General features: G+C 75.8%; 16 protein-coding genes. 4 read left to right on the top strand and 12 right to left on the bottom strand.

Translation table 11 applies throughout. From position 1 onward, the window contains the following. The first annotated feature begins 27 nt into the window (after positions 1 to 27). Together ACZ6KF_RS20355 and ACZ6KF_RS20350 are read left to right on the top strand one after the other, a co-directional pair. The gene (locus ACZ6KF_RS20355) at positions 28 to 591 is read left to right on the top strand and encodes an NAD(P)H-dependent oxidoreductase (protein WP_356628992.1); all 564 of its coding nucleotides are present in this window, start codon (positions 28 to 30) and stop codon (positions 589 to 591) included. 266 nt (positions 592 to 857) lie between these two features. Then, positions 858 to 1,865, top strand: coding sequence for an FkbM family methyltransferase (locus ACZ6KF_RS20350; RefSeq protein WP_356628994.1), 1,008 nt, complete (start codon positions 858 to 860; stop codon positions 1,863 to 1,865). Between the two features lie 27 nt (positions 1,866 to 1,892). On the opposite strand, the gene ACZ6KF_RS20345 is transcribed toward ACZ6KF_RS20350, so the two are convergent. From ACZ6KF_RS20345 to ACZ6KF_RS20315, 7 genes are all read right to left on the bottom strand, one after another. Then, complete coding sequence (locus ACZ6KF_RS20345) at positions 1,893 to 3,869, bottom strand: caspase family protein (protein ID WP_469239512.1); 1,977 nt, start codon at positions 3,867 to 3,869, stop codon at positions 1,893 to 1,895. Between the two features lie 2 nt (positions 3,870 to 3,871). After that, positions 3,872 to 4,246 (bottom strand): hypothetical protein, encoded by a 375-nt coding sequence (locus tag ACZ6KF_RS20340; protein ID WP_356628998.1) that lies wholly within the window; start codon positions 4,244 to 4,246, stop codon positions 3,872 to 3,874. A 366-nt stretch (positions 4,247 to 4,612) separates the two neighbouring features. Then, a complete protein-coding gene (locus ACZ6KF_RS20335) occupies positions 4,613 to 4,798 on the bottom strand; it encodes a hypothetical protein (RefSeq protein WP_469157857.1) in 186 nt (61 codons plus the stop codon). Between the two features lie 5 nt (positions 4,799 to 4,803). Beyond that, the gene (locus ACZ6KF_RS20330) at positions 4,804 to 5,367 is read right to left on the bottom strand and encodes a DUF3618 domain-containing protein (RefSeq protein ID WP_356629000.1); all 564 of its coding nucleotides are present in this window, start codon (positions 5,365 to 5,367) and stop codon (positions 4,804 to 4,806) included. Further along, the gene (locus tag ACZ6KF_RS20325; RefSeq protein WP_356629002.1) at positions 5,364 to 5,786 is read right to left on the bottom strand and encodes a phage holin family protein; all 423 of its coding nucleotides are present in this window, start codon (positions 5,784 to 5,786) and stop codon (positions 5,364 to 5,366) included. The genes ACZ6KF_RS20330 and ACZ6KF_RS20325 overlap by 4 nt, the downstream gene beginning before the upstream one ends. Positions 5,787 to 5,881: 95 nt before the next feature. After that, positions 5,882 to 6,427: a phosphatase PAP2 family protein gene (locus tag ACZ6KF_RS20320; RefSeq protein ID WP_356629004.1), complete on the bottom strand. Its 546-nt coding sequence runs from the start codon at positions 6,425 to 6,427 to the stop codon at positions 5,882 to 5,884. 63 nt (positions 6,428 to 6,490) lie between these two features. Next, complete coding sequence (locus ACZ6KF_RS20315) at positions 6,491 to 7,453, bottom strand: AraC-like ligand-binding domain-containing protein (protein ID WP_356629006.1); 963 nt, start codon at positions 7,451 to 7,453, stop codon at positions 6,491 to 6,493. 296 nt (positions 7,454 to 7,749) lie between these two features. On the opposite strand from ACZ6KF_RS20315, the gene ACZ6KF_RS20310 reads away from it, so the two are divergent. After that, positions 7,750 to 10,482, top strand: a complete 2,733-nt coding sequence (locus ACZ6KF_RS20310) for a helix-turn-helix transcriptional regulator (RefSeq protein WP_469239510.1) — start codon at positions 7,750 to 7,752, stop codon at positions 10,480 to 10,482. Between the two features lie 139 nt (positions 10,483 to 10,621). Here ACZ6KF_RS20310 and ACZ6KF_RS20305 read toward each other — a convergent pair whose 3' ends face one another. From ACZ6KF_RS20305 to ACZ6KF_RS20295, 3 genes are all read right to left on the bottom strand, one after another. Next, the gene (locus ACZ6KF_RS20305; protein WP_469157859.1) at positions 10,622 to 11,464 is read right to left on the bottom strand and encodes an alpha/beta hydrolase; all 843 of its coding nucleotides are present in this window, start codon (positions 11,462 to 11,464) and stop codon (positions 10,622 to 10,624) included. 73 nt (positions 11,465 to 11,537) lie between these two features. Beyond that, positions 11,538 to 12,383 (bottom strand): alpha/beta fold hydrolase, encoded by an 846-nt coding sequence (locus ACZ6KF_RS20300; RefSeq protein WP_469157860.1) that lies wholly within the window; start codon positions 12,381 to 12,383, stop codon positions 11,538 to 11,540. A gap of 225 nt (positions 12,384 to 12,608) precedes the next feature. Beyond that, positions 12,609 to 13,595 carry an alpha/beta hydrolase gene (locus tag ACZ6KF_RS20295; RefSeq protein ID WP_356629014.1) on the bottom strand — a complete coding sequence of 329 codons (987 nt, stop codon included), beginning with the start codon at positions 13,593 to 13,595 and terminating at the stop codon, positions 12,609 to 12,611. A gap of 244 nt (positions 13,596 to 13,839) precedes the next feature. Between ACZ6KF_RS20295 and ACZ6KF_RS20290 the strand changes: the two genes are divergently transcribed. Next, positions 13,840 to 14,799 carry an AraC-like ligand-binding domain-containing protein gene (locus tag ACZ6KF_RS20290; RefSeq protein WP_469239508.1) on the top strand — a complete coding sequence of 320 codons (960 nt, stop codon included), beginning with the start codon at positions 13,840 to 13,842 and terminating at the stop codon, positions 14,797 to 14,799. Positions 14,800 to 14,805: 6 nt separating this feature from the next. Here ACZ6KF_RS20290 and ACZ6KF_RS20285 read toward each other — a convergent pair whose 3' ends face one another. Together ACZ6KF_RS20285 and ACZ6KF_RS20280 are read right to left on the bottom strand one after the other, a co-directional pair. After that, complete coding sequence (locus tag ACZ6KF_RS20285) at positions 14,806 to 15,693, bottom strand: helix-turn-helix domain-containing protein (RefSeq protein WP_469239507.1); 888 nt, start codon at positions 15,691 to 15,693, stop codon at positions 14,806 to 14,808. 85 nt (positions 15,694 to 15,778) lie between these two features. Continuing rightward, complete coding sequence (locus ACZ6KF_RS20280) at positions 15,779 to 18,541, bottom strand: AAA family ATPase (RefSeq protein ID WP_469239505.1); 2,763 nt, start codon at positions 18,539 to 18,541, stop codon at positions 15,779 to 15,781. Between the last annotated feature and the right edge of the window lie 76 nt (positions 18,542 to 18,617).

Raw genomic sequence — 18,617 nt, 5'->3', positions numbered from 1 at the left:
CCACTGTCACGTCCCCTGGAGTTCCCCATGTCCGTTCGCTTCCTCGCGCTCGTCGGCAGCCTCCGCGCCGGCTCGCACAACCGCCAGCTCGCCGAGGCGGCCGCCAAGGTCGCTCCCGAGGGCGTGGACGTCGAGCTGTTCGACGGCCTGGCCGACGTCCCCTTCTACAACGAGGACGTCGACGTGGAGGGCTCCGTCCCGGCCGCCGCCGCCCGGCTGCGCGAGGCCGTGGCCGGCGCCGACGCGCTGCTGCTCTTCTCGCCCGAGTACAACGGCACCCTCACGGCCGTGCTGAAGAACGCCATCGACTGGCTGTCCCGCCCGTACGGCGCCGGCGCGATCAGCGGCAAGCCGGTCGCCGTCCTCGGCACCGCCTTCGGCCAGTACGGCGGCGTGTGGGCGCACGACGAGACCCGCAAGGCCGTGGGCATCGCCGGCGGCAAGGTGCTGGAGGACGTCAAGCTCGCCATCCCCGGCTCGGTGACCCGCTTCGCCGAGGTCCACCCGGCCGACGACTCCGAGGTCGCCGCCCAGCTCGCCGAGGTGGTGGCCCGGGTGCACGGCCAGGCCCACGAGGCGCCGGCCGCCTGATCCGGCCGCATCACGACGGGGGCCCGGGCGCACGACGCCGCCCGGGCCCCCGTCGGCGTACCGGCCCCCCCCTGCCGACGTACCGGCCGGCCCCCTGCCTGCGTACCGGACTCCCGTCGGCGTGCCGAGCCTCGTCGGCGCAGCGGGAGCCCGGAGCCGGGAGTGCGGCCGGGGATTCGCGGGCACGATGCACGTGTCGGCTACCTGTTCGACGAATCTCGTTCAACTTCACAATCACTTGCCGACATCTCTGCCAGGGTGGGCGAATGCAGACCCTTTACCGATCAGTGCTCAGGCTGCTGCCCAAGCTGGGCGTGCAGGTGACGGACCTCGGGCCGGGGACCGCGGTGGTCTCCCGGCGCGGACGGCGGCTCCGGATCCCGGTGGGCCCCGGAGCGGATCTGCTGGCCAGGGACGACGGCGGCTACTCCGTCGCCGAGGCCGGGAAGAACACCTGGCTGGTGCTGCGCGACCGGACGCGCGCGGCACGCGCCGAAGCGCCGCGGTGGACCGGCGTCCCGCTCGGCGACACCGGGGCGCGGCTGCTCCTCGACGGGCGGGCGGCGGCCGACGAGCGCAAGTTCCAGATGGCGGCGGCCGAGTACCTGTGCCATCAGCACGTCGCCGCGATGCTCGACCTGTACGGCGTCAACTGCGTCCTCGACGTCGGCGCCAACGCCGGCCAGTACGCCCGGCGGCTGCGCCGGCTCGGCTACACCGGCCGCATCGTGTCCTTCGAGCCCACCGCCGAGGCCTTCGCCCGGCTCAGCCGCGCCGCCGAGGGCGACCCCGACTGGCGGGTGCACCACTGCGGGCTGGGCCGCGAGGACACGGTCGCCGAGATCCACACCGGCTGGAACACCATGAACTCCCTGCTGCCGCCCAGCGACTACGGCCGTGACCGCTACCGCCGGTTCGCCACGTCGAAGACGGAGGAGATCCGCATCCGGCGCCTGGAGGACGTGATGGACGAGGCGCTGGCCGGCATCGAACGTCCCCGCCCGTATCTGAAGATGGACACCCAGGGCTACGACCTGGAGGTCTTCGCCGGCGCCGGCGCCCGCGCCGCGGAGTTCGTGGGCCTCCAGTCGGAGGTCGCCGTGCTGCGGCTGTACGAGGGCAGCCCGCCGATGAGCGAGTCGGTGGCCGCGTACGAGGCCGGCGGTTTCGAGATCACCGGCATGTACCCCGTGACCCGCGAGGCGCGGACCGGCCGGGTGGTGGAGTTCGACGTGGTGATGATGCGCGCGAAGGAGGCGCCGGCGAGCACCTGAGCGCCGGGCCGGGCCCGGCCCGGCGGGTCACCCCGGTTCGAGGACCTGAGCTGCCACCAGGTAGCCGATGCCGGTCAGCACGGCGAGGACCAGCGCCGGGACGGCCAGCGTCTTCGCCGTGCGGCACAGCAGCCTGGTGGCCGTCGCCGGGCCCCGGGCGTAGCGGTCGGCGTGCGCGCCGAGGTCGTGGCGGGCGTACGCGCCCACGGACAGCGCCGCCACCGCCGTGCACAGGGAGACCCACAGGTACCGGACCAGGGCGGTGTCCCTGATGTGGCCGAGGTGTTCGCTCGCTTCGGCGCCCCAGTGCGTACGGAGCGACTCTCCGCCGTCCACGACCGCCCGCAGGACCGTGTACAGCGCGACGGCGGCGAGAGCGGCGGCGAGGCCCGCGAGGACGGCGGCCGGGCGGCTCGTGCGCCGGGTCGCGGACGGGGGCGGCGTGACCGGCTGCTTCGGGGGCGGGACGGGCCTGCGGGGCGGCGGTGGGGGTGGCGTGTACGGGCGGGTGGGCTGGGACGACTCGGGCTCCGGGCGCGGGGGCGCCTCGTGGACGGGGGCCCGGTCGGGGCGAGGCGGCGGAGGGGCGCCGGCGCCCGGTCGGCCGATGACGACCGTGGGGGCAGCGGTGCCGGCGTCCGCATGCGGGTCCGCTCCGGGTGCCGGGCCCGTCTGCGTCTGCTCGCCGGGCGTCGGGCCCGGCCCGGTCTCCGCCTTCTCCTCCGTCGGCCGTTCGCGTTCCCGCGCCGGTACGACCTCGGCCTCGACGTGCAGGACCGCCTCGCCGACCACCCCCTTGAGCACGATGTCCCCGCTCAGCGGTCCCGGGCTCGCCGTGTCGACGCGGACGTCCAGGCCGTCGGAGGTCTCCGTGGCGTTCAGCCACTGCGCCTTGGGATGCGGGGCGCAACTGCGGGCCAGCGGCGGACCGAGCAGGCGCACGGTGCGGTGCGGCGGCGGGGAGCCCTGCGGCACCGGGCCGAAGTCCACCCGGGTCGGGTACGGGTTCACGGCGACCTCGCTCAGCGACCGGCTCGCCTCGTCCGCGACCAGGCGGATGTCCTTGCGGGCCATCTCCTCCAGGGCCTCGCGGGCGCCCAGCGCGACGGCGAGGTCGGGGTTCTCCATGCGGGCGCGCAGTTCGGCTATCGCGCCGAGGCGGGTGTAGAAGTCCCGGCTGCGCATGGCGGCGCGGACGTCGTCCGGGAGCGCGGCGGGGACGATGCGCCGGCGGCGGCTGTGGGCCAGGTACATGTCCCCCTGCATGTCGACGGTGCGGCTCGGGGTCTGGTTCGGGTTCTGCTGGCGGACGCGGTCGAAGACGTACTCGTACAGCTCGTCCAGCGAGACCCGGCCGTCCTCGTCCAGGTCCGCCTCCCCGGTCTCCAGGCCCTGTACCACGGCGTGGGTGAACAGCGACGGCTGGGAGGAGTGGGCGTCCTCGGCGAGGTCCGCGCCCTCGAAGGCGTACTCCATGGACGTGGAGGCGGTGATGACGGCCCAGCCGCGTCCGCCGCCGAGTTTCTCCCCGGCGAAGTTGTCCAGCACGTTCACGTCCCCGGCGGCGCGCACGGAGACCGGGCCCTGGGCGAACGCGCCGCCGTAGCAGCAGTCCAGGAACAGGGCGACGCGACGGGCGCGGGTGGAGGCCATGCGGCGGCGGACGAAATCGGCGGCGACGGCGGTCGAGTCCAGCCGCCTCGGCAGCGTGTCGCGCGCGGCGAAATACAGTTCGCCGGATTCGCTCTTCAGACCGTGGCAGGAGAAATGCACCAGCAGGGTGTCGCCCGTTTTCCGGTCGGCGAAGAAGTCGTCGATGTGCCGCGCGATGACGTGGGCGGGCTCGTTCTTCACGATGTCCACGTCGAAGCCGCCGACGCCGGGGTCGCCCAGCACCCGGGCCAGGGCGACGGCGTCGTGCGCCGGCGCCCTGAGCCTGGTGAGCCCCTCGTCCGCGTACCGGTCGTTGGCGATGATCAGCGCGTGCCGGGACTGCTCGCCCATGGCTACGCCTCCACCCCGGCATGGCGCCTGACGAACACGTCGAACGCCCGGGTCACCTGTTCCGGCGACGCCTCGCCGATCTCCAGCACGTCGCCGTCCAACGTCAGTCGCAGGGAGGGCCGCGTGTCGCGGCCGCGGCCCCACCAGTCCCGGATCACGCTCATGACCTGGTGCAGGGCGCTGGTCGAACTGCCGAGGCCCACCAGCAGCGAGCCGATCGCCGCCAGCTCCACGGCCCGCGCGCCGGGCGGAGGCGGCCCGGCGGGGACGGGCTTCACGTCCTCCACGTCGAGTTCGAGGAGTTCCGCCCGCAGACGGCGGGTCAGGTCGTCGACGCGTTCGGCGTCGGCCCCCTCCTCGGAAAGGAGAATCTGCAATTGATGGTCCACCGCAGCCCCTTGGTTGATGCGTTTCGGGGGCGGATTTTCACTTCGTCCACTCCGACTACATTTTCCGCCCGCCGTGGTGCGGTGGCAAACCGTCCGTCGTACGGAGAACAGAGAGCGCTCGGAGAACGCAGAGGACACGGAGAAGACGGAGGAAGGCGGCTCGCCCGCGGGCCGGGAGAGGACATGCGGCGGGCCCCGACGGCGGGATCGTCGCCCGCCGTCGGGGCCCGTGGTGCGGTGCGGCGCCGGCTCAGCCGGGCCGGGCGCCGGTCGGCCCGCGGGCCGCGGCGGCGCCCGCGCGGCCGACGGCGGCCTCGACCCCGGCGAAGATCGCGCCCTGCACCGTCGCCGCGATCAGGGCCTTCCGCCGGCCGCGGTCCTCGCCGAGGGCGTCGGAGCGTCTTCGTCGTGACCGAGCACCTTCCACGCCTGCTCGAACAGCGCCCCGGCGACCACGACGGGCGCGCCGAGGGCCGGCCCGACGCTCGGCGCGCCGAGGGCCGGCCCGACCGGCTTGTACGCGACTCTCCAGGCCTTCACGGGGCTCACCTACTGTTGCGGCGGCGCAGCCACAGCCAGGCGAGCACGCCCGCGCCGCCGACCGCGATCAGCGCGGTGCGGTTGTCCCGGGCGGTGCGGGCGCCGCGCTCGGCGCTGCGGCGGACGGGCTCGGGGGCCTTCTCGTGCCACACCTGCCCGGCCCGGCCCGCCTTGGTCCGCACCTGCTCGGCGGCGACCGTCGCCTTCTCCTTGACCGGCTCGGGCAGCTTCTCCTGGACCCGGTGCGCGGCCTCGGCGGCCTTGGTCCTGACCTGCACCGTGAGGCCGGAGGTCTTGGCGCCGGCCTGCTCCTTCAGGGTGCTGGTCCTGGCGCCGGCCTGCTCCTTCAGGGCGATGGTCTTCGCGCCGGCCCGCTCCTTCAGGGCGGTGGTCTTCGCGCCCGCCCGCTCCTTCAGGGCGATCGTCTTCTCCCGCGCCCGGGTCTTGACGTCGGCCTTGGCGGCCAGCTCCTCCACCGTGCGGCCCAGCTCGTGGCGGGTCTGCTCGACCTGCCGGCGCAGTTCCTCGGGGTTGGAGGCGACGGGTTCTTCGTGGGGAGGCTGGGTCATCGTCGTGCACTCTCCTTGATCTCGGCCACATCGGACTTCACGCTGTCGACGGTCCGCCGGGGTGCGGGCGGGCCGGCCCGGTCGACCTCCTTCTTGCCGCGCAGGGCGAGAACGGCGGCGACGAGCCCCAGGACGGCGGTGACGATCAGCGCCGCGGCCCACACGGGAAGCGGCACCGCCAGGGCGGCGATCACGGTGGCGACCAGCGCCTGAAGCGCCAGGAAGCCGACGAGGCCCGCCCCGCCGAACAGTCCGCCGCCCTTGCCGTAGCGCCTGCCCTTCTCGCTCATCTCCGCCTGCGCCAGCCGCATCTCGCCCCGCACCAGTTCGGCGAGCTGCTGCGAGGCCCGCTGCACGAGTTCGCCGACCGGCTCCTGGGCGCCGGCCGGACCGCGGCGGGGATCCGGCGTCGTCGTCATTGCGGATGGCCTCCTCGTCTGTGTCGACTGCCCTCCGGGTGCCCAGACACGGGCACCCCATCCTGCGGCCTTCGGGCTGCGGGGCAGGGGCCCGGTCACAGCAGCCCGCGGGCGATGCGGGGCGCCCTGTGCACCAGCACGGCCGCGCCGGCGCCGATCGCCGCGCCGGCGGCCACGTCGGAGGGATAGTGCGCGCCGGAGTGGACGCGCTCCCAGGCCACCAGGGCGGCGGGCGCCGCGCACACCGCGCCCGCCCACGGCCACACCGCGGTCACGGCGCCCGTGAAGGCCACGGCCGCGGCGGTGTGGCCGGAGGGGAAGGACGACGAGTCGGGCCGCTCCCGGGCCTCCTCGGCCGGCACCCACTCCCCCGACGGCCGCCCGCGCGGGCACAGCGGCTTGACGAGGGCGTTGGACACGGTCTCCGCCGCCGCCATGGCCAGCACTCCCGCCACCGCGGCCCGCCGGCCCCGCCATCCGCCGGCGGAGGCCAGGACCGCGGCGGCGGCCCACCACAGCCGGGTGTGCTCGGCGGCCTCCCGGACCACCGGCGCGAGACGGCGGGCGCCGCGCGGGCGCCGCGTGGCCACCTGCCGCGCCAGCCGGTGGTCGCCGTCGTGAAGAGCCGTCCACACATCCATGTCCGGCCACTTCCCGAAGGGATCAGTTCATAACACCGGTCACCGGGTGCGGCTCATGACACGTCAAAGACCGTGCCGGAGTCCCCGCCAGGCCTGCGGCGGCAGTCCGTACGCGGCCTTGAAGGCGCGGCTGAAGTGCGAGGCCGACTTGAAGCCCCAGCGGTGGGCCAGCGCGGCGATGGTCTCGGCGCTCGGCGGAACGCGGGACAGTTCCCGGCGGCACGCGTCGAGGCGGTGGGTGCGCACCCACTCGCCGAAGCCGACGCCCTGGCGGGCCAGGATGGCGTACAGGTAGCGGACGGAGATGTGGTGGGCGCGGGCCACCGACGCCGGGCTCAGGTCCGGGTCGGCCAGGTGCGCCCGCATGTGGTCGAGGATGCGGGCGCCGAGCGTCTCCTGGAGGGGGCCCGCCGCGAGGTCGGGCCGGTCCCCCTCGGCGGCTATCATCGCGCGGATCAGCTCCATGCTCGGCGCGGCCAGCAGCCGGCCGGCGGCCCCGTCGTGCAGTGCGGGACTGGCCGCCAGCCGGGCGAGGTAGCCGGCGGTGAGCCCGGAGACGGTGCCGTGAGCGCCGAGGGTGCGGGCGACCGTCCGGCGGACCGCGGCGTCGGGCAGCGCGATGTCCCGCAGCGGAACGCGGAAGAAGTGCAGGTCCACGCCGTGGTCGAAGAGCAGCGTGTAGGGCTGCCGGGTGTCGTAGACGGCGATGTCTCCGGGACGCAGCCGGGCGTGCCGGCCCTCCTGGACGACCGTGCTCTCGCCGGAGACCTGGAGGCTGATGAAGAGCACCGGTTCGTCGTCGGCCCGGGCCAGCCGGGGGGTGCGGTGCACCGTGGCGGGGTTGGCCCGGACGGAGGTGACCTGGAGGGACCCCATCTCCGTGATGGCGACGTCGGCGAAGACGTGCTCGGGCCGGCGCGGCAGTTCGATCTCGACCGGGACGACGTGGTCCCGGATCGTCCGGCGCAGCGCGTCGGCCCGGTGCGCCAGCGGAACCCCCGATGTGGCCCAGGTGGTGGTGGCCATAGTCCGTCCTCCCGGCGGTCGTACAGCGGCAGGCTAGGCCGTCCGCGGCGCCGGGGGGCGCCCGCGGCCAGGGAAAAGGGCGGACGGAGCAGCCACGGCACACAGGTGTGCACGCCCAGGACAGCGTGTCCCGGCGGGCGGTTCCGCCGGGACACCGGGCCGTTCCCGGGCGTCCCGATCGGACGGTACGGTTCCGGCTGCGGGCCGGGACGACGGCGTTATCCTGCGCCTCGGGGGCGGCGCGCCGGGTCCGCGCGCATCCGTGCGGCCGGCGTCGCGGCAGGAGGGGGAACGCATTGCCGACAGGGGACGGCACCGACCTCATGGGGCGCCGGGAGGAGACGGCGCTGCTGCGCCGCGCCCTGGACGGCGCGCTGACGCGCGAGGGGGGCGGTTCGGCGATGCTGCTGCGCGGCGAGGCGGGCATCGGCAAGACGGCCCTGCTGGACTGGACGGCCGCCCGGGCCCGCGGGCGGGGGTTCACCGTGCTGCGCGCGGTGGGTTCGGAGGCGGAGTCCGAGCTGGCGTTCGGCGCGCTGCACCAGGTGCTGTGGCCGCTGGTGGAACGCTCCGAGGCGCTGCCCGCGCGGCAGCGCGAGGCTCTCGGGGCCGCGCTGGGCCTGCACGAGACGCTGTCACCGGCCGGCGGCTTCCTGGTGGGCGCCGCCGCGCTGACGCTGCTGGCCGAGGCGACCCGTGAGCGGCCGCTGCTGGTCCTGCTGGACGACCTGCAGTGGGTGGACTCCTCCAGCGTGGCCGTGTTCGCGTTCCTGCACCGGCGGATGGCCGATCTGCCGCTCGTGATCGTGAGCGCCAGCCGACCCGACGGCACGGCCGCCGAGGGCTGGCCCACCCGGCCGGTCGACATCGGGGCGCTGGCGCCCGCGGACGCCGCCCGGCTGGTGCGCCGGCGCCATCCCGAGCTGGGCGGCCCGGCACTGGAGCGGGTGGTGCGGGAGGCCGCGGGCAATCCGCTCGCGCTGGTCGAACTCCCCCTGCAGCTCCATCCGGACCAGATCCGGGGCGTCGCGCCGCTGCCTGAGCAGTTTCCGCTGGGGCGGCGGCTGGAGCGGCTGTTCGCCGACCGGCTCGCCTCCCTGCCCGCCGAGGCGACGCGGGTGCTGCTGCTGGTCGCGCTCGGCGGGGGCACGGCCGCCTGGGACGCCGGCAGGTGGCTGCGCGCGCAGGCCGGCGAGCGGGTGGAGAGCGTGCTGGACCTGATCGAGTCCAGCGGGCTGGCGCGGCTGGACCCGGTGGGCCGACTGGTGTTCCGGCACCCGCTGGTCAGCAGCGCCGTCGTCGCGGGCGCCTCGGGGCGGCAACGGCGCGAGGCCCACCGGGAACTCGCCGGCGCGCTGCCGGCCGACGACCCGCGCCGGCTGGTGCACGAGGCCGCGGCGACGCTGCTGCCGGACGAGGACCTCGCCGCCCGGCTCCAGGCGGCGGGCCGACGGCTGTCCCGGCGCGGCGGCGACGCGGAGGCGGCGCTGCTCCTCGACCGCGCGGCGGCCCTGAGCACCGACCCGCTGTCCCGGGCCAGACGGCTGACCTGGGCCGCCGTCATGGCGGCGCGCGGCGGCAGGCTGCCGTACACGGCGCGGATCGTGGAGGACCTCAAGCAGGGCCCGGTGCCGCCCGACGTGGCGCCGCTGTTCGCGTACGCGGTGGTGTACGTCGACCAGAGCCACCGGATGGACTTCGAGTCGTCCTTCACCCTGCTGCCCGAGGCCCTGGACGCGCTGGCCGAGCCCGGCGCGGACTCCTTCGGCGGCCTGGCCGAGCAGGCGTTCTTCAAGCTGCTGCTCGCCTCCGCGTACACGGGCGACCCGCGGGGCTGGGAGGTGCTGGAGCGGCACCGCGAACGGGTGTCGCCGCTGGCCCGGCTCTGTCTGCGGGCCTGGTCGGACCCGGCGCGCACGGGCCACGGCGTCAGCGGCGAACTGCGGGCGCTGGCCGCCGGGATGAGCGGCGAGCAGCAGGCCGGGGTGGCCTGGCTGCTGCTGTGGACGGCGTCGTCGGTGGACATGGCGGACGCGGCCATGTGGCGGCGCTTCACCGAGCAGCACGCCTACGCCACCCAGGGCACGATCGCGAAGGCCAAGGCGTACCAGGACTACCTGGAGGGCCGCTGGGACCAGGCCGGCGTCTGTCTGCGCGAGGCGGTCGCGGCGGACGAACTGGGGTACCACAACAACGCGCTGGCGTTCCGGCACCACTACGCCATGTATCTCGCGGGGCGGGGCGACGAGGAGGGCCTGGCGGAGATCGAGGGGATCGTCGGGCCCGTCGCGCGCCGGGGGCGGATGAAGCTGGTGCTGGACCGTCTGGTGTATCTGCGCGGGCTGGCGGCCCTGGCCCACGGCCGGTACGAGGAGGCGTACACGCGGCTGACGGAGCTGATGCCGCCGGGCGAGCTGCCGGCCGGGCTGGTCTGGTTCCATCTGGTGTTCTTCGACGTCGTGGACGCCGCCACGCGCACCGGCCGTCACGCGCAGGCGCGCGCCCAGGTGGCCGCGGGCCGGGCGGCACGGATGGCGGAGATCTCCCCTCACCACGCGTTCGTGCTGGCGGCGTCCGAGGCGCTGGCGGCGACGGACGAGGAGGCGCCCGCCCGGTACCGGGCCGCCTTCGAGGTGGAGGGCGCCGAGCGGTGGGTGTTCGAGTCGGCCCGGCTGCGGCTGGCGCACGGGGCGTGGTTGCGCCGGCATCAGCGGGCCGCCGCGCGGGACGTGCTGGTGGAGGCGCACCGGGCGTTCCGGGCGTTGGGCGCCGGGCCGTGGGCCGGGCAGGCGGAGCAGGAGCTGCGGGCAGCCGGGCACGCGGTCGCGCCGGCGGCCGGGGGGCGGGAGCTGCTGACGGCGCAGGAGCTGCGGATCGCCCATCTCGCGGCGGACGGGCTGACCAACAAGGACATCGGGCAGGTGCTGCGGCTGTCGCCGCGCACGGTCGCCGATCACCTGTACAAGGTGTTCCCGAAGCTGGGGATCACCTCCCGTGCGGCGCTCGCGCGGGCGCTGCGGGAGGACTGAGCGGACGGGCGCGGCCCAGGAGGGGGCGGGGCGCGCGGGACGGGGCGGGGCCCGCAGGGATCGGGTCGCCGGCACGGCGAAACGGGGGCGCCGGGCGGATGAGTCGCCCGGCGCCCCCGTTCGCGTTGTCGCTCGCCCGTCAGCCGGTGAACCGCTTGACGAAGGCCAGCGCCGTCCCGGCGACCTCGCGCCAGCCGCTGTCGATGGTCAGCGCGTGGCCGCGGCCCGGCATCTCGGTGATCTCGGTGACGGCGTGCTCGTTGCGGACCTGCTTCTTGTACGACGCGTTGGCCAGCGCCCACGGCACGGTGTGGTCCTTCTCGCCGGAGATGATCAGCAGAGGGCCGCGCTGCGGCGTGAGGGTGTCGACCTTGACCTCCGTCCACGGGTTGATGTTGGCGGTGGCCGCCTGGAACAGCGGTTCGCCCGGCGCCGGCACCGCGAACCGCTCGTACAGCTCCCTGGCCTCCTCCTCATCGACCGCGTTGGCGAAGGAGTAGCGGAACTGGTCGTACGTCAGCGGCACCGCGCGGTGGTAGTTGGCGGGGTTGCCGAGCACGACGCTCGCCGCGCGCAGCGAGGACAGCGGCAGCGGGAGCACCCCGCGGAAGGGCGCCGGGTCGATGGCGACGGAGGCCGCCGACAGGCCCCGGCCGGCCAGCATCTGGGTGATGAGGCCGCCGAAGGAGTGCCCGACGACGACGGGCTTGCGCTCGAGGCGGCCGACGAGGTCGGCGAAGTGGTCGGCGACCTGGCCGACGCTCTTGCCGGCGAACACCTCGGGGTGGGCGTTGGCCTCGGCGACGGTGTCGGGGTCGTCGGGCCAGCCGGGGGTCAGGGGCGCGTAGCCGGCCTCCTCGAAGACCCCAGCCCAGCGGTCCCAGCTGCTGGGCAGCAGCCACAGTCCGTGGACGAAGACGACGGGGGTGCGGCCGGTGGCGTTGGCATGTGCGATCTGTTCGAGGTCATGTGCTGTGGACACGGGGTTCCTCACTCGGGGGGCGGGAAGGCCAGGGGCTCGGGGGACGGCCGTCCGGACGGGGGCCGCCGGCGGCTCAGGCGGAAGGGGCGGCGGTGCGCGCGGCGGTCCTGATCAGGGCGGCCACGTCGCCGGGGCGGCTGTACAGGGGCAGGTGGGAGCTGGCGACCTCCACCGTGCGGGAGCCGGCCCGCTCGGCCTGGAACCGCTGCAGCCGCGGGGGGATGCCGCGGTCACGGGTGGCGACGAGGTTCCAGGACGGGACGGAGCGCCAGGCGGCCCTGGTGGTGCGGTCGGTGAACGCGCCGGCCGACAGGGGCCGTTGGGCCGCCGCGAGCACCGCGGCGGTGGTCCGGGACACATCCGCGGCGAAGACGTCGCGGAAACGGTCGGTGCGGAGGTACAGGTCGAGTCCCGGGGTGCCGTCGGCGGCCGGGGCGGGCACCGGCGACAGGGCCTCCTGCAGCTCCGAGCCGGGGTACTTGGCGGCGAGTTCGCCGAGCACCTCGCCCGCGTCCGGCACGAAGGCGGCGACGTAGACGAGGGCCTTCACGTTCTCCAGGCCGTCGGCGGCCTCGGTGACGACGGCGCCGCCGTAGGAGTGCCCGGCGACGACGACGGGACCGGTGAGGGCGGCGAGGACGCTTCGGACGTAGGCCGCGTCGACGGCGAGGCCGCGCAGCGGGTTGGCGACGGCCTGGACCGTGTACCCCCCTCGCTGGAGGCGCTCGACGACGGGGGCCCAGCTCGATCCGTCGGCGAAGGCGCCGTGCACCAGGGCGATGGTGGGCTCGGGGGTGCGTACGGCGTCGTGGCCGGACGCGGCTGCGGGGGCCGGGGCGGCGGCGAGGCTCGCGCCGGCGGCGACGGCCGCGCCGGCCGCCATGATCCTGCGGCGGCTCATCGACTGGGGCTCGGTCATGGTCCGGGACTCCTTGGACGATCGGGGTGTCCTTCGCACGCTAGGGCGGCGCGGGTCACGCGGTATGACCCCGCGTGCACGGGTTTGTGCCGCCGGCGCACGGCCCGCCGGCGCGCGGACCACCGGCGCACGGACCACCGGCGCACGGCCCGGTTCGCCGGGGCGGGAGGGGCGCGGCGGGAACGGGGCCGGAGGGCCGGGGCAGGCCCGGTGGAGCACGGCGGTTCAGGACCGCCAGGAGTGCAGTGCGGTGTGCAGGGTGTCCATGGTCTGGACGCGGGCGGCCGTCGCCGCGTCGCTGCCGCGCAGGGCGTCGAACAGGACGAATCCGTGCACCGTGCCGTGGTAGCGCAGCGACGTCACGGGCACCCCGGCGGCGCGCAGCCGGGCCGCGTAGGCCTCCCCCTCGTCGCGGACCACGTCGGCCTCGGCGGTGACGATCAGGGCGGCGGGCAGGCCGGCGAGTTCCGCGTCCGTGGCCCGCAGCGGGGAGGCCGTGCTGCGGAGCCGGTCGGCGGGGTCGGGGACGTACTGCCGCCAGAAGCCGCGCATGGCCTCGCCGCCGAGGAAGTGGCCCTCGCCGAAGGCGCGGTAGGAAGGGGTGTCCAGGCCGGCGTCGGTGACCGGGCAGAGCAGGACCTGGTGGAGGAACTCCACCTCGCCGCGTTCCTTGGCGAGGAGGGTGAGGGCGGCGGCGAGGTTGCCGCCCGAGGAGACGCCGGCGACCGCGAGCCGGGCGCCGTCGAGCCCGCACTGGCCGCCCTGGCGGGTGATCCAGCGTGCCACCTCGTGCAGTTGCCCGACGGCTTCCGGGTAGCGGGCCTCGGGCGCACGCGTGTACTCCGGTACGACGACGGCCGCGTCGGCGCCGAGGGCGAGGTCGGCGGGCAGCCGGCCGGGGGTGGCGGCATCCGTCAGGGTCCAGCCGATGCCGTGCGCGAACAGGACGACGGGCAGCGGCCCTTCTGCGCCGGCCGGCCGCAGGATGCGGACGGGGATCCGGCACCGGCCGGGACCGCCGGGCAGGGACAGCCATTCCTCGGTGACGTGCTCGTCCGGCGGCCGGCCGTCCAGCAGCCGCGCGACGGCGGCCCGCGCGGGCCCCGGGTCCGTGCCGGGCGGCACCCGCGGGCAGTCGTGGTCGCGCACGAACTCCCGTGCCCCGCGCTCCAGGACGAGCGGAGGCCACTGCGAGCGGTCGGTACGGGACACACGAACTCCTGGGGGCCGGCGGCGTCCTGCGAAGGGCCGACGTTAGGGACGCCACCGGCGTCGCGGGTGCCTGAGCGCGCACCACGTCATGACCGTACGCGCACCGCATGCGCCGGACGCCGCACCCCGGCGGCGCACCCGTCAAATGACCTAACCGCGGCGGCCGCGGCGCGCCGAGCCTGGGCATATGGGGCAAGGCGTGCGCCTTGCCGGAGCGCCCAGCGAGGAGCGGACTGTGCAGCCCATGGTGGACACGGCGGTCATGGCGGAGACGGAGCGGACGGCGGCCTGGGAACGGGCGGTGCGGCAGTGGCTGGGGCCGGTGCGGGTGGCGCGGCCCGCGCAGGAGCGGCCGTTCGAGGGGGCGCTGGCGTCGCGGGACCTCGGCTATGTCAGGGTGCTGTCGCTGCGGGCCGACCCGATGCGGCTGAGCCGCACGACGCGGCTGGTCGCCGAGGCCCCGGACGACCGGCTGGCGCTCGCCGTGCAGGTGTCGGGGCGGGGGGCGCTGCACCAGGACGGGCGCGGCACCGCCGTACAGCCGGGCGAGCTGGCCCTGCTGGATCTGCGGCGGCCGTTCTCGCTGGAGCAGCGCCGGCCGTTCCTGCTGCATCTGGTGCGGGTGCCGGGTGCCGCGCTCGGGGTCTCCGGGGCGCGGGCGCGGCAGCTGACGGGCCGGGCCGTGCCGGCGTCCGAGGGGGTGGCGGCGCTGCTGGGGCCCCTGGTGTCGACGCTGGTGGCGCAGGCGGAGGGGACCGACGACGCCGTCGGGGACCGGCTGGCCGGCAACCTGGCGGACCTGCTCGCCACGCTGATCGACGAGCAGACCCTGGAGCACGATCACCGGGCCCGCTCGGGCCGGGAGCATCTGCTGGCGTCGATCCGCCGCTACATCGACGACAACCTGCGCGACCCCGACCTCTCCCCCGCCGCCATCGCCGACGCCCACCGCATTTCGGTGCGCTATCTGCATCTGCTCTTCGAGGGCGAGGAGTCGACCGTGCGCAAGCTGATCCAGCGGCGGCGGGTGGAGGAGTGCGCGCGCGAGCTGGCGCGGCGCGGCCGGGTCACGCCGACCGTCTCGGCGGTGGCGCGCGGCTGGGGGTTCGCCAACGTGGCCCACTTCAGCCGGTCGTTCAAGGCGGTGTACGGCCGCTCGCCGCGCGACTGGCGGGACGCGACGCGGGCCGCGGTGGCCAACTGAGCGGCGTCAGTCCGCGCCGGCCCCGGCCCGGAGGCGGTGCCATTCACTGGGCGAGACCCCGTACGCGGCGCGGAAACTGCGGCTGAAGTGGGCGGCGTTGGCGAAGCCCCAGCGGCGGGCGACCGTCGCGAGCGAGGCCTGCCCGGGCCCGGCCGGCCGGGCCAGCTCACGTCTGCACTCCTCCAGTCTGCGCCGCCGTATCCACCGGCTCAACGTGGTGCCCTCGGCGGCGAACACCTTGTGCAGGTAGCGCACGGACACGTGGTGGCGGGCGGCGATGTGCTCGGGGCTCAGGGCCCGGTCGGCGAGGTTCTCGTTGACGAAGTGCCGCACCCGCCGCGCCATGGCGGCCCGCTCGTCGTGTTCCGCCCGGTGCGCGGCGCTCGCCCGGGCGCGGGTGCGCCGTTCGGCGGCCAGGGTGCCCAGCAGGTCGACCACGCTGCCGGCGACGCCGTGCGCGATGTGCGGCGGATACGTCGGGGCGGCCTCCGCCGCGGCCGTGAGCAAGGGCGCCAGCAGCCGCGCCACACCGCCTCCGGTCCGCCCGTGCACGCCCCACAGGACGGCCAGCTCGTCGTCGGACAGTCCCGTCAACTCCCACGGCACGGTGTAGAGGTGGAGCCGGAATCCGGCCGGCTCGCACAGCTCCCAGGGCCGCGAGGGGTCGGCCACGAACACGTCGCCCGGCGCGCAGGGCGTGCGGGAGCCGAGCTGGGCCCATACGGCGGCGCCCTCGGCCTGGACGCCGACGCCGACGAGGGCGGGGCCGGTACCGGACCTGGTCCCGCGATCGTGCTCGGGGCCGGACAGGACGTACGGCGCCGGGCCCTGGTGGGTGGTGACGCGCAGGGCGCCGAGACGGTGCTCGCTCGTGCGGGTGGTCGTCAGTGTCATGGGGGCTTCCTCGGATCGCACTGGTGTCCGGGCCGGGAACGGCCCCGGCCGTTCACCCAGGGTGGCGAGAGCGCCGCGCCGGCCGTTAGGTCGGATGACGGTCCTCGCGCGTGGGCTGCGCGGCCAGCGCCCGGGCGACCGCCGCGCGGGTGGTGATCCCCAGCTTCGGGTAGATGCGGTAGAGATGGGCGGCGACCGTGCGCGGCGACAGGTGCAGCCGGGTGCCGACCTCCCGGTTGGTGAGCCCCTGGGCGACGAGTTCGGCGATCCGCAGTTCCTGCGGGCTGAGGGCCGACACGCCGGCGGGGTCGTCGCAGACCGCCAGCTCCTGCCGGGCCCGCTCGGCCCACGGACCGGCGCTCAGGCCGGTGAAAACCCCTTCTGCCAGGGTGAGTTGGTCGCGGGCCTCGGCGCGTCTGCCGTGCCGGCGCAGCCAGGCGCCGTGGTAGAGGCGCACCCGGGCCAGTTCGAAGGGCCACCGCCGGGTGTCGCTCGACGCGTACAGGGCCGTGCAGTCGGCGTCGACGTCCTCGCTCGCCAGCGCCCGCCCGGCGTGCAGCACGAAGCGGTGGTGCGGGGAGATGCGGTCCATGCCGGCGGCCAGCCCGGCGGCGACGTGCCGGCGGGCCTCGGCGTGCCGGCCGGTGTGCACGGCCGCCTCGACGAGGTCGAGGAAGACCAGCTGGAAGTGGTTGACGCCGGCGGGGAAGGAGCCGGGCGGGGTGATGGCGCAGGCGTGCGCGTAGGCGCTCTCGTGGTCGCCGACGGCGAGGGCGCACATGGCCTCCATGGAGCGCACGCGGTGGACGACGAAGACGAGCCCGCGCGCGACGGCCCAGGGCCGCAGTTCGGCGACGAGTTCGTCCACCCGCTGCCGGTCGCCCCGGGCGGCGGCGACGTAGCCCTCGGTGTACCGGTGGACGCGCTCGTGCATGCCGAAGCCCCGGACCCGGGCCGCCGCTGCCGCCGCGCGGGCCGCGTCGACGCAGCGGTCCCAGTGCCCGTTGAGGTAGTCGGCGTAGCCGCACACGGCGGTGATGAGCGCCTGGGTCACGTACGAGTGCCGACGAGCGAACTCCTTGATGAGCGGAGCGTGTTCGTCGGCCGAGTCGAGCGCCACGGCGGACCACAGGAACAGCCAGGCGTCCTCGGCGCTCTCCCCGGTGACCGTGCGCGCCAGTTCCGCCAGGCGGGCGGCGCCGTCCTGGGCGTGACGGGCGGGGTCGTGCCAGACGTCGCGGCCGAGGCGCACGAGGTCCGACTGGGCGGCGAGCCGGGCGTCGACGGCTTCCCAGGCGCGGGGGTCGGTGGTGTACCCGGCGATCAGCAGCAGCAGGAACAGACATCCGCGGCGCATCGGCTCGGTCCCGGGCAGCCCGTCGAGCCGGTCGAGCACGCCGGGCACCAGGTCGAGGGTGGGCGCCGGGTCGCCGTCCGCCTGGAAGCGGACCGTGGAGCGGGTGAAGGCCAGCGTGTCGCGGGCGGCGGCGGGCACGCCGTGCGCCTGGGCCTGCTCCAGCAACTGGTCGGCGAGCGCGATCCGCACGCCCCGTACGGCGGCCAGGGCCGCGGCCACCAGACGGTCGCCCCGGCCGGCCGCGGTGCCGCTCAGCCCGGCGGCGCGCGCGAGGAGTCCGGCCGCCTCGGCGTCGCCGCCGCGGGCCTGGGCCCGCTGGGCGGCCTCCTCCAGCGCGCGGGCGATCTCCTCGTCGGGCACGGCCGTGGCGGCGGCCCAGTGGGTGACCTGCCGCAGGTCGCCGCAGGGCAGCACGTCGGCCCAGGCGGCATGCGCGCGCCGGCGGTCGGCCCCGGGCGCGGCGGCCACCAGCGCCGACCTGACCAGCGGGTGGCGAAAGCGCACCTGGGCGGTGCGCGGGTCGAGATGGATGAGGCCGTGCTCCTCGGCGAGCGCCAGGTCCTGCTCGACGCCGTCGGCGCCCGCGGCGCGCGCGGCGGCGGCGATCAGGTGCGGGGACGGTCCCTCACGGCCCTCCAGGGCGCACAGCAGCAGCGTGAACTGCGCCGACGGCGACAGCACCGCCACTCGCCGGGCGAACATGTTCCGCAGCCGTGTGCCGAGGGGCAGGTGTTCGGGCAGCGGAAGTTCGCCGGTGCGCTCGCCCTCCTCCAGCCGGCCGGGCAGTTCGACGAGCGCCAGCGGATTGCCGGCCGCCTCCTGGAGGATCCGGGAGCGGGCCGCCCCGGACAGCCCCGGGTGCCGTTCGCGCAGCAGCCCGTCGGCGCCCTCGTCGGTGAGCGGCTCGACGTCCAGGAGCCGTACGCCGGTGAAGTCGGAGCCGGCGACGGCCTCCGCCCACACGGTCGCGAGCATCACGACGGGGACCGGGGCGAGCCGGCGCTGGAGGAAGTGCAGGACCTCGGCGCTGGACGCGTCGATCCAGTGCAGGTCGTCGATGAGCAGGGCGATCGGGCGGCGCCTGGCCGCGAGGGCGAGCAGTTCCAGGGTGGCCGCGGAGACCGTGTACGCCCCCGCCTCCTCGTCCGGGTCCATGCCGAGGGCGCGGTCCAGCGCGGCCCGCGCCGGGGCCGGCAGTTCCCGGGCCTGCGGGGTGAGGGTCCACATCATCTGGTGCAGGGCGGCGAACGGCAGGTCCTTCTCGCCCTCGGCCCCGTTGACGCGCAGCAGCCGCAGTCCCCGGTCCGCCGCGAACTCACCGGCCTGCTCCAGCAGGACGGTCTTGCCGATGCCGGGTTCGCCGCACAGCCACAGGGCCCGGCCCTGTTCCGTCACGGTCTCGATCGCCTCGCGCAGCACCCGCCACTGCGGTCCCCGTCCCAGCGCCTGCGCGTCCAGCAGGGCCGAAGCCCGCTCCTTGGTGTCCGCCATCGGACCGCCCTCCCTTCCCGCCGCCCGCGGCCCGGTACGCGGCGGCACGCCCATCCTGCGGCGGACATCCGGGCGG

The sequence above is a fragment of the Streptomyces sp. NPDC046379 genome, assembly GCF_055587785.1.
The sequence above is the reverse complement of the archived record's forward strand: the minus strand, read 5'-3'. Positions and strand labels throughout refer to the sequence as shown.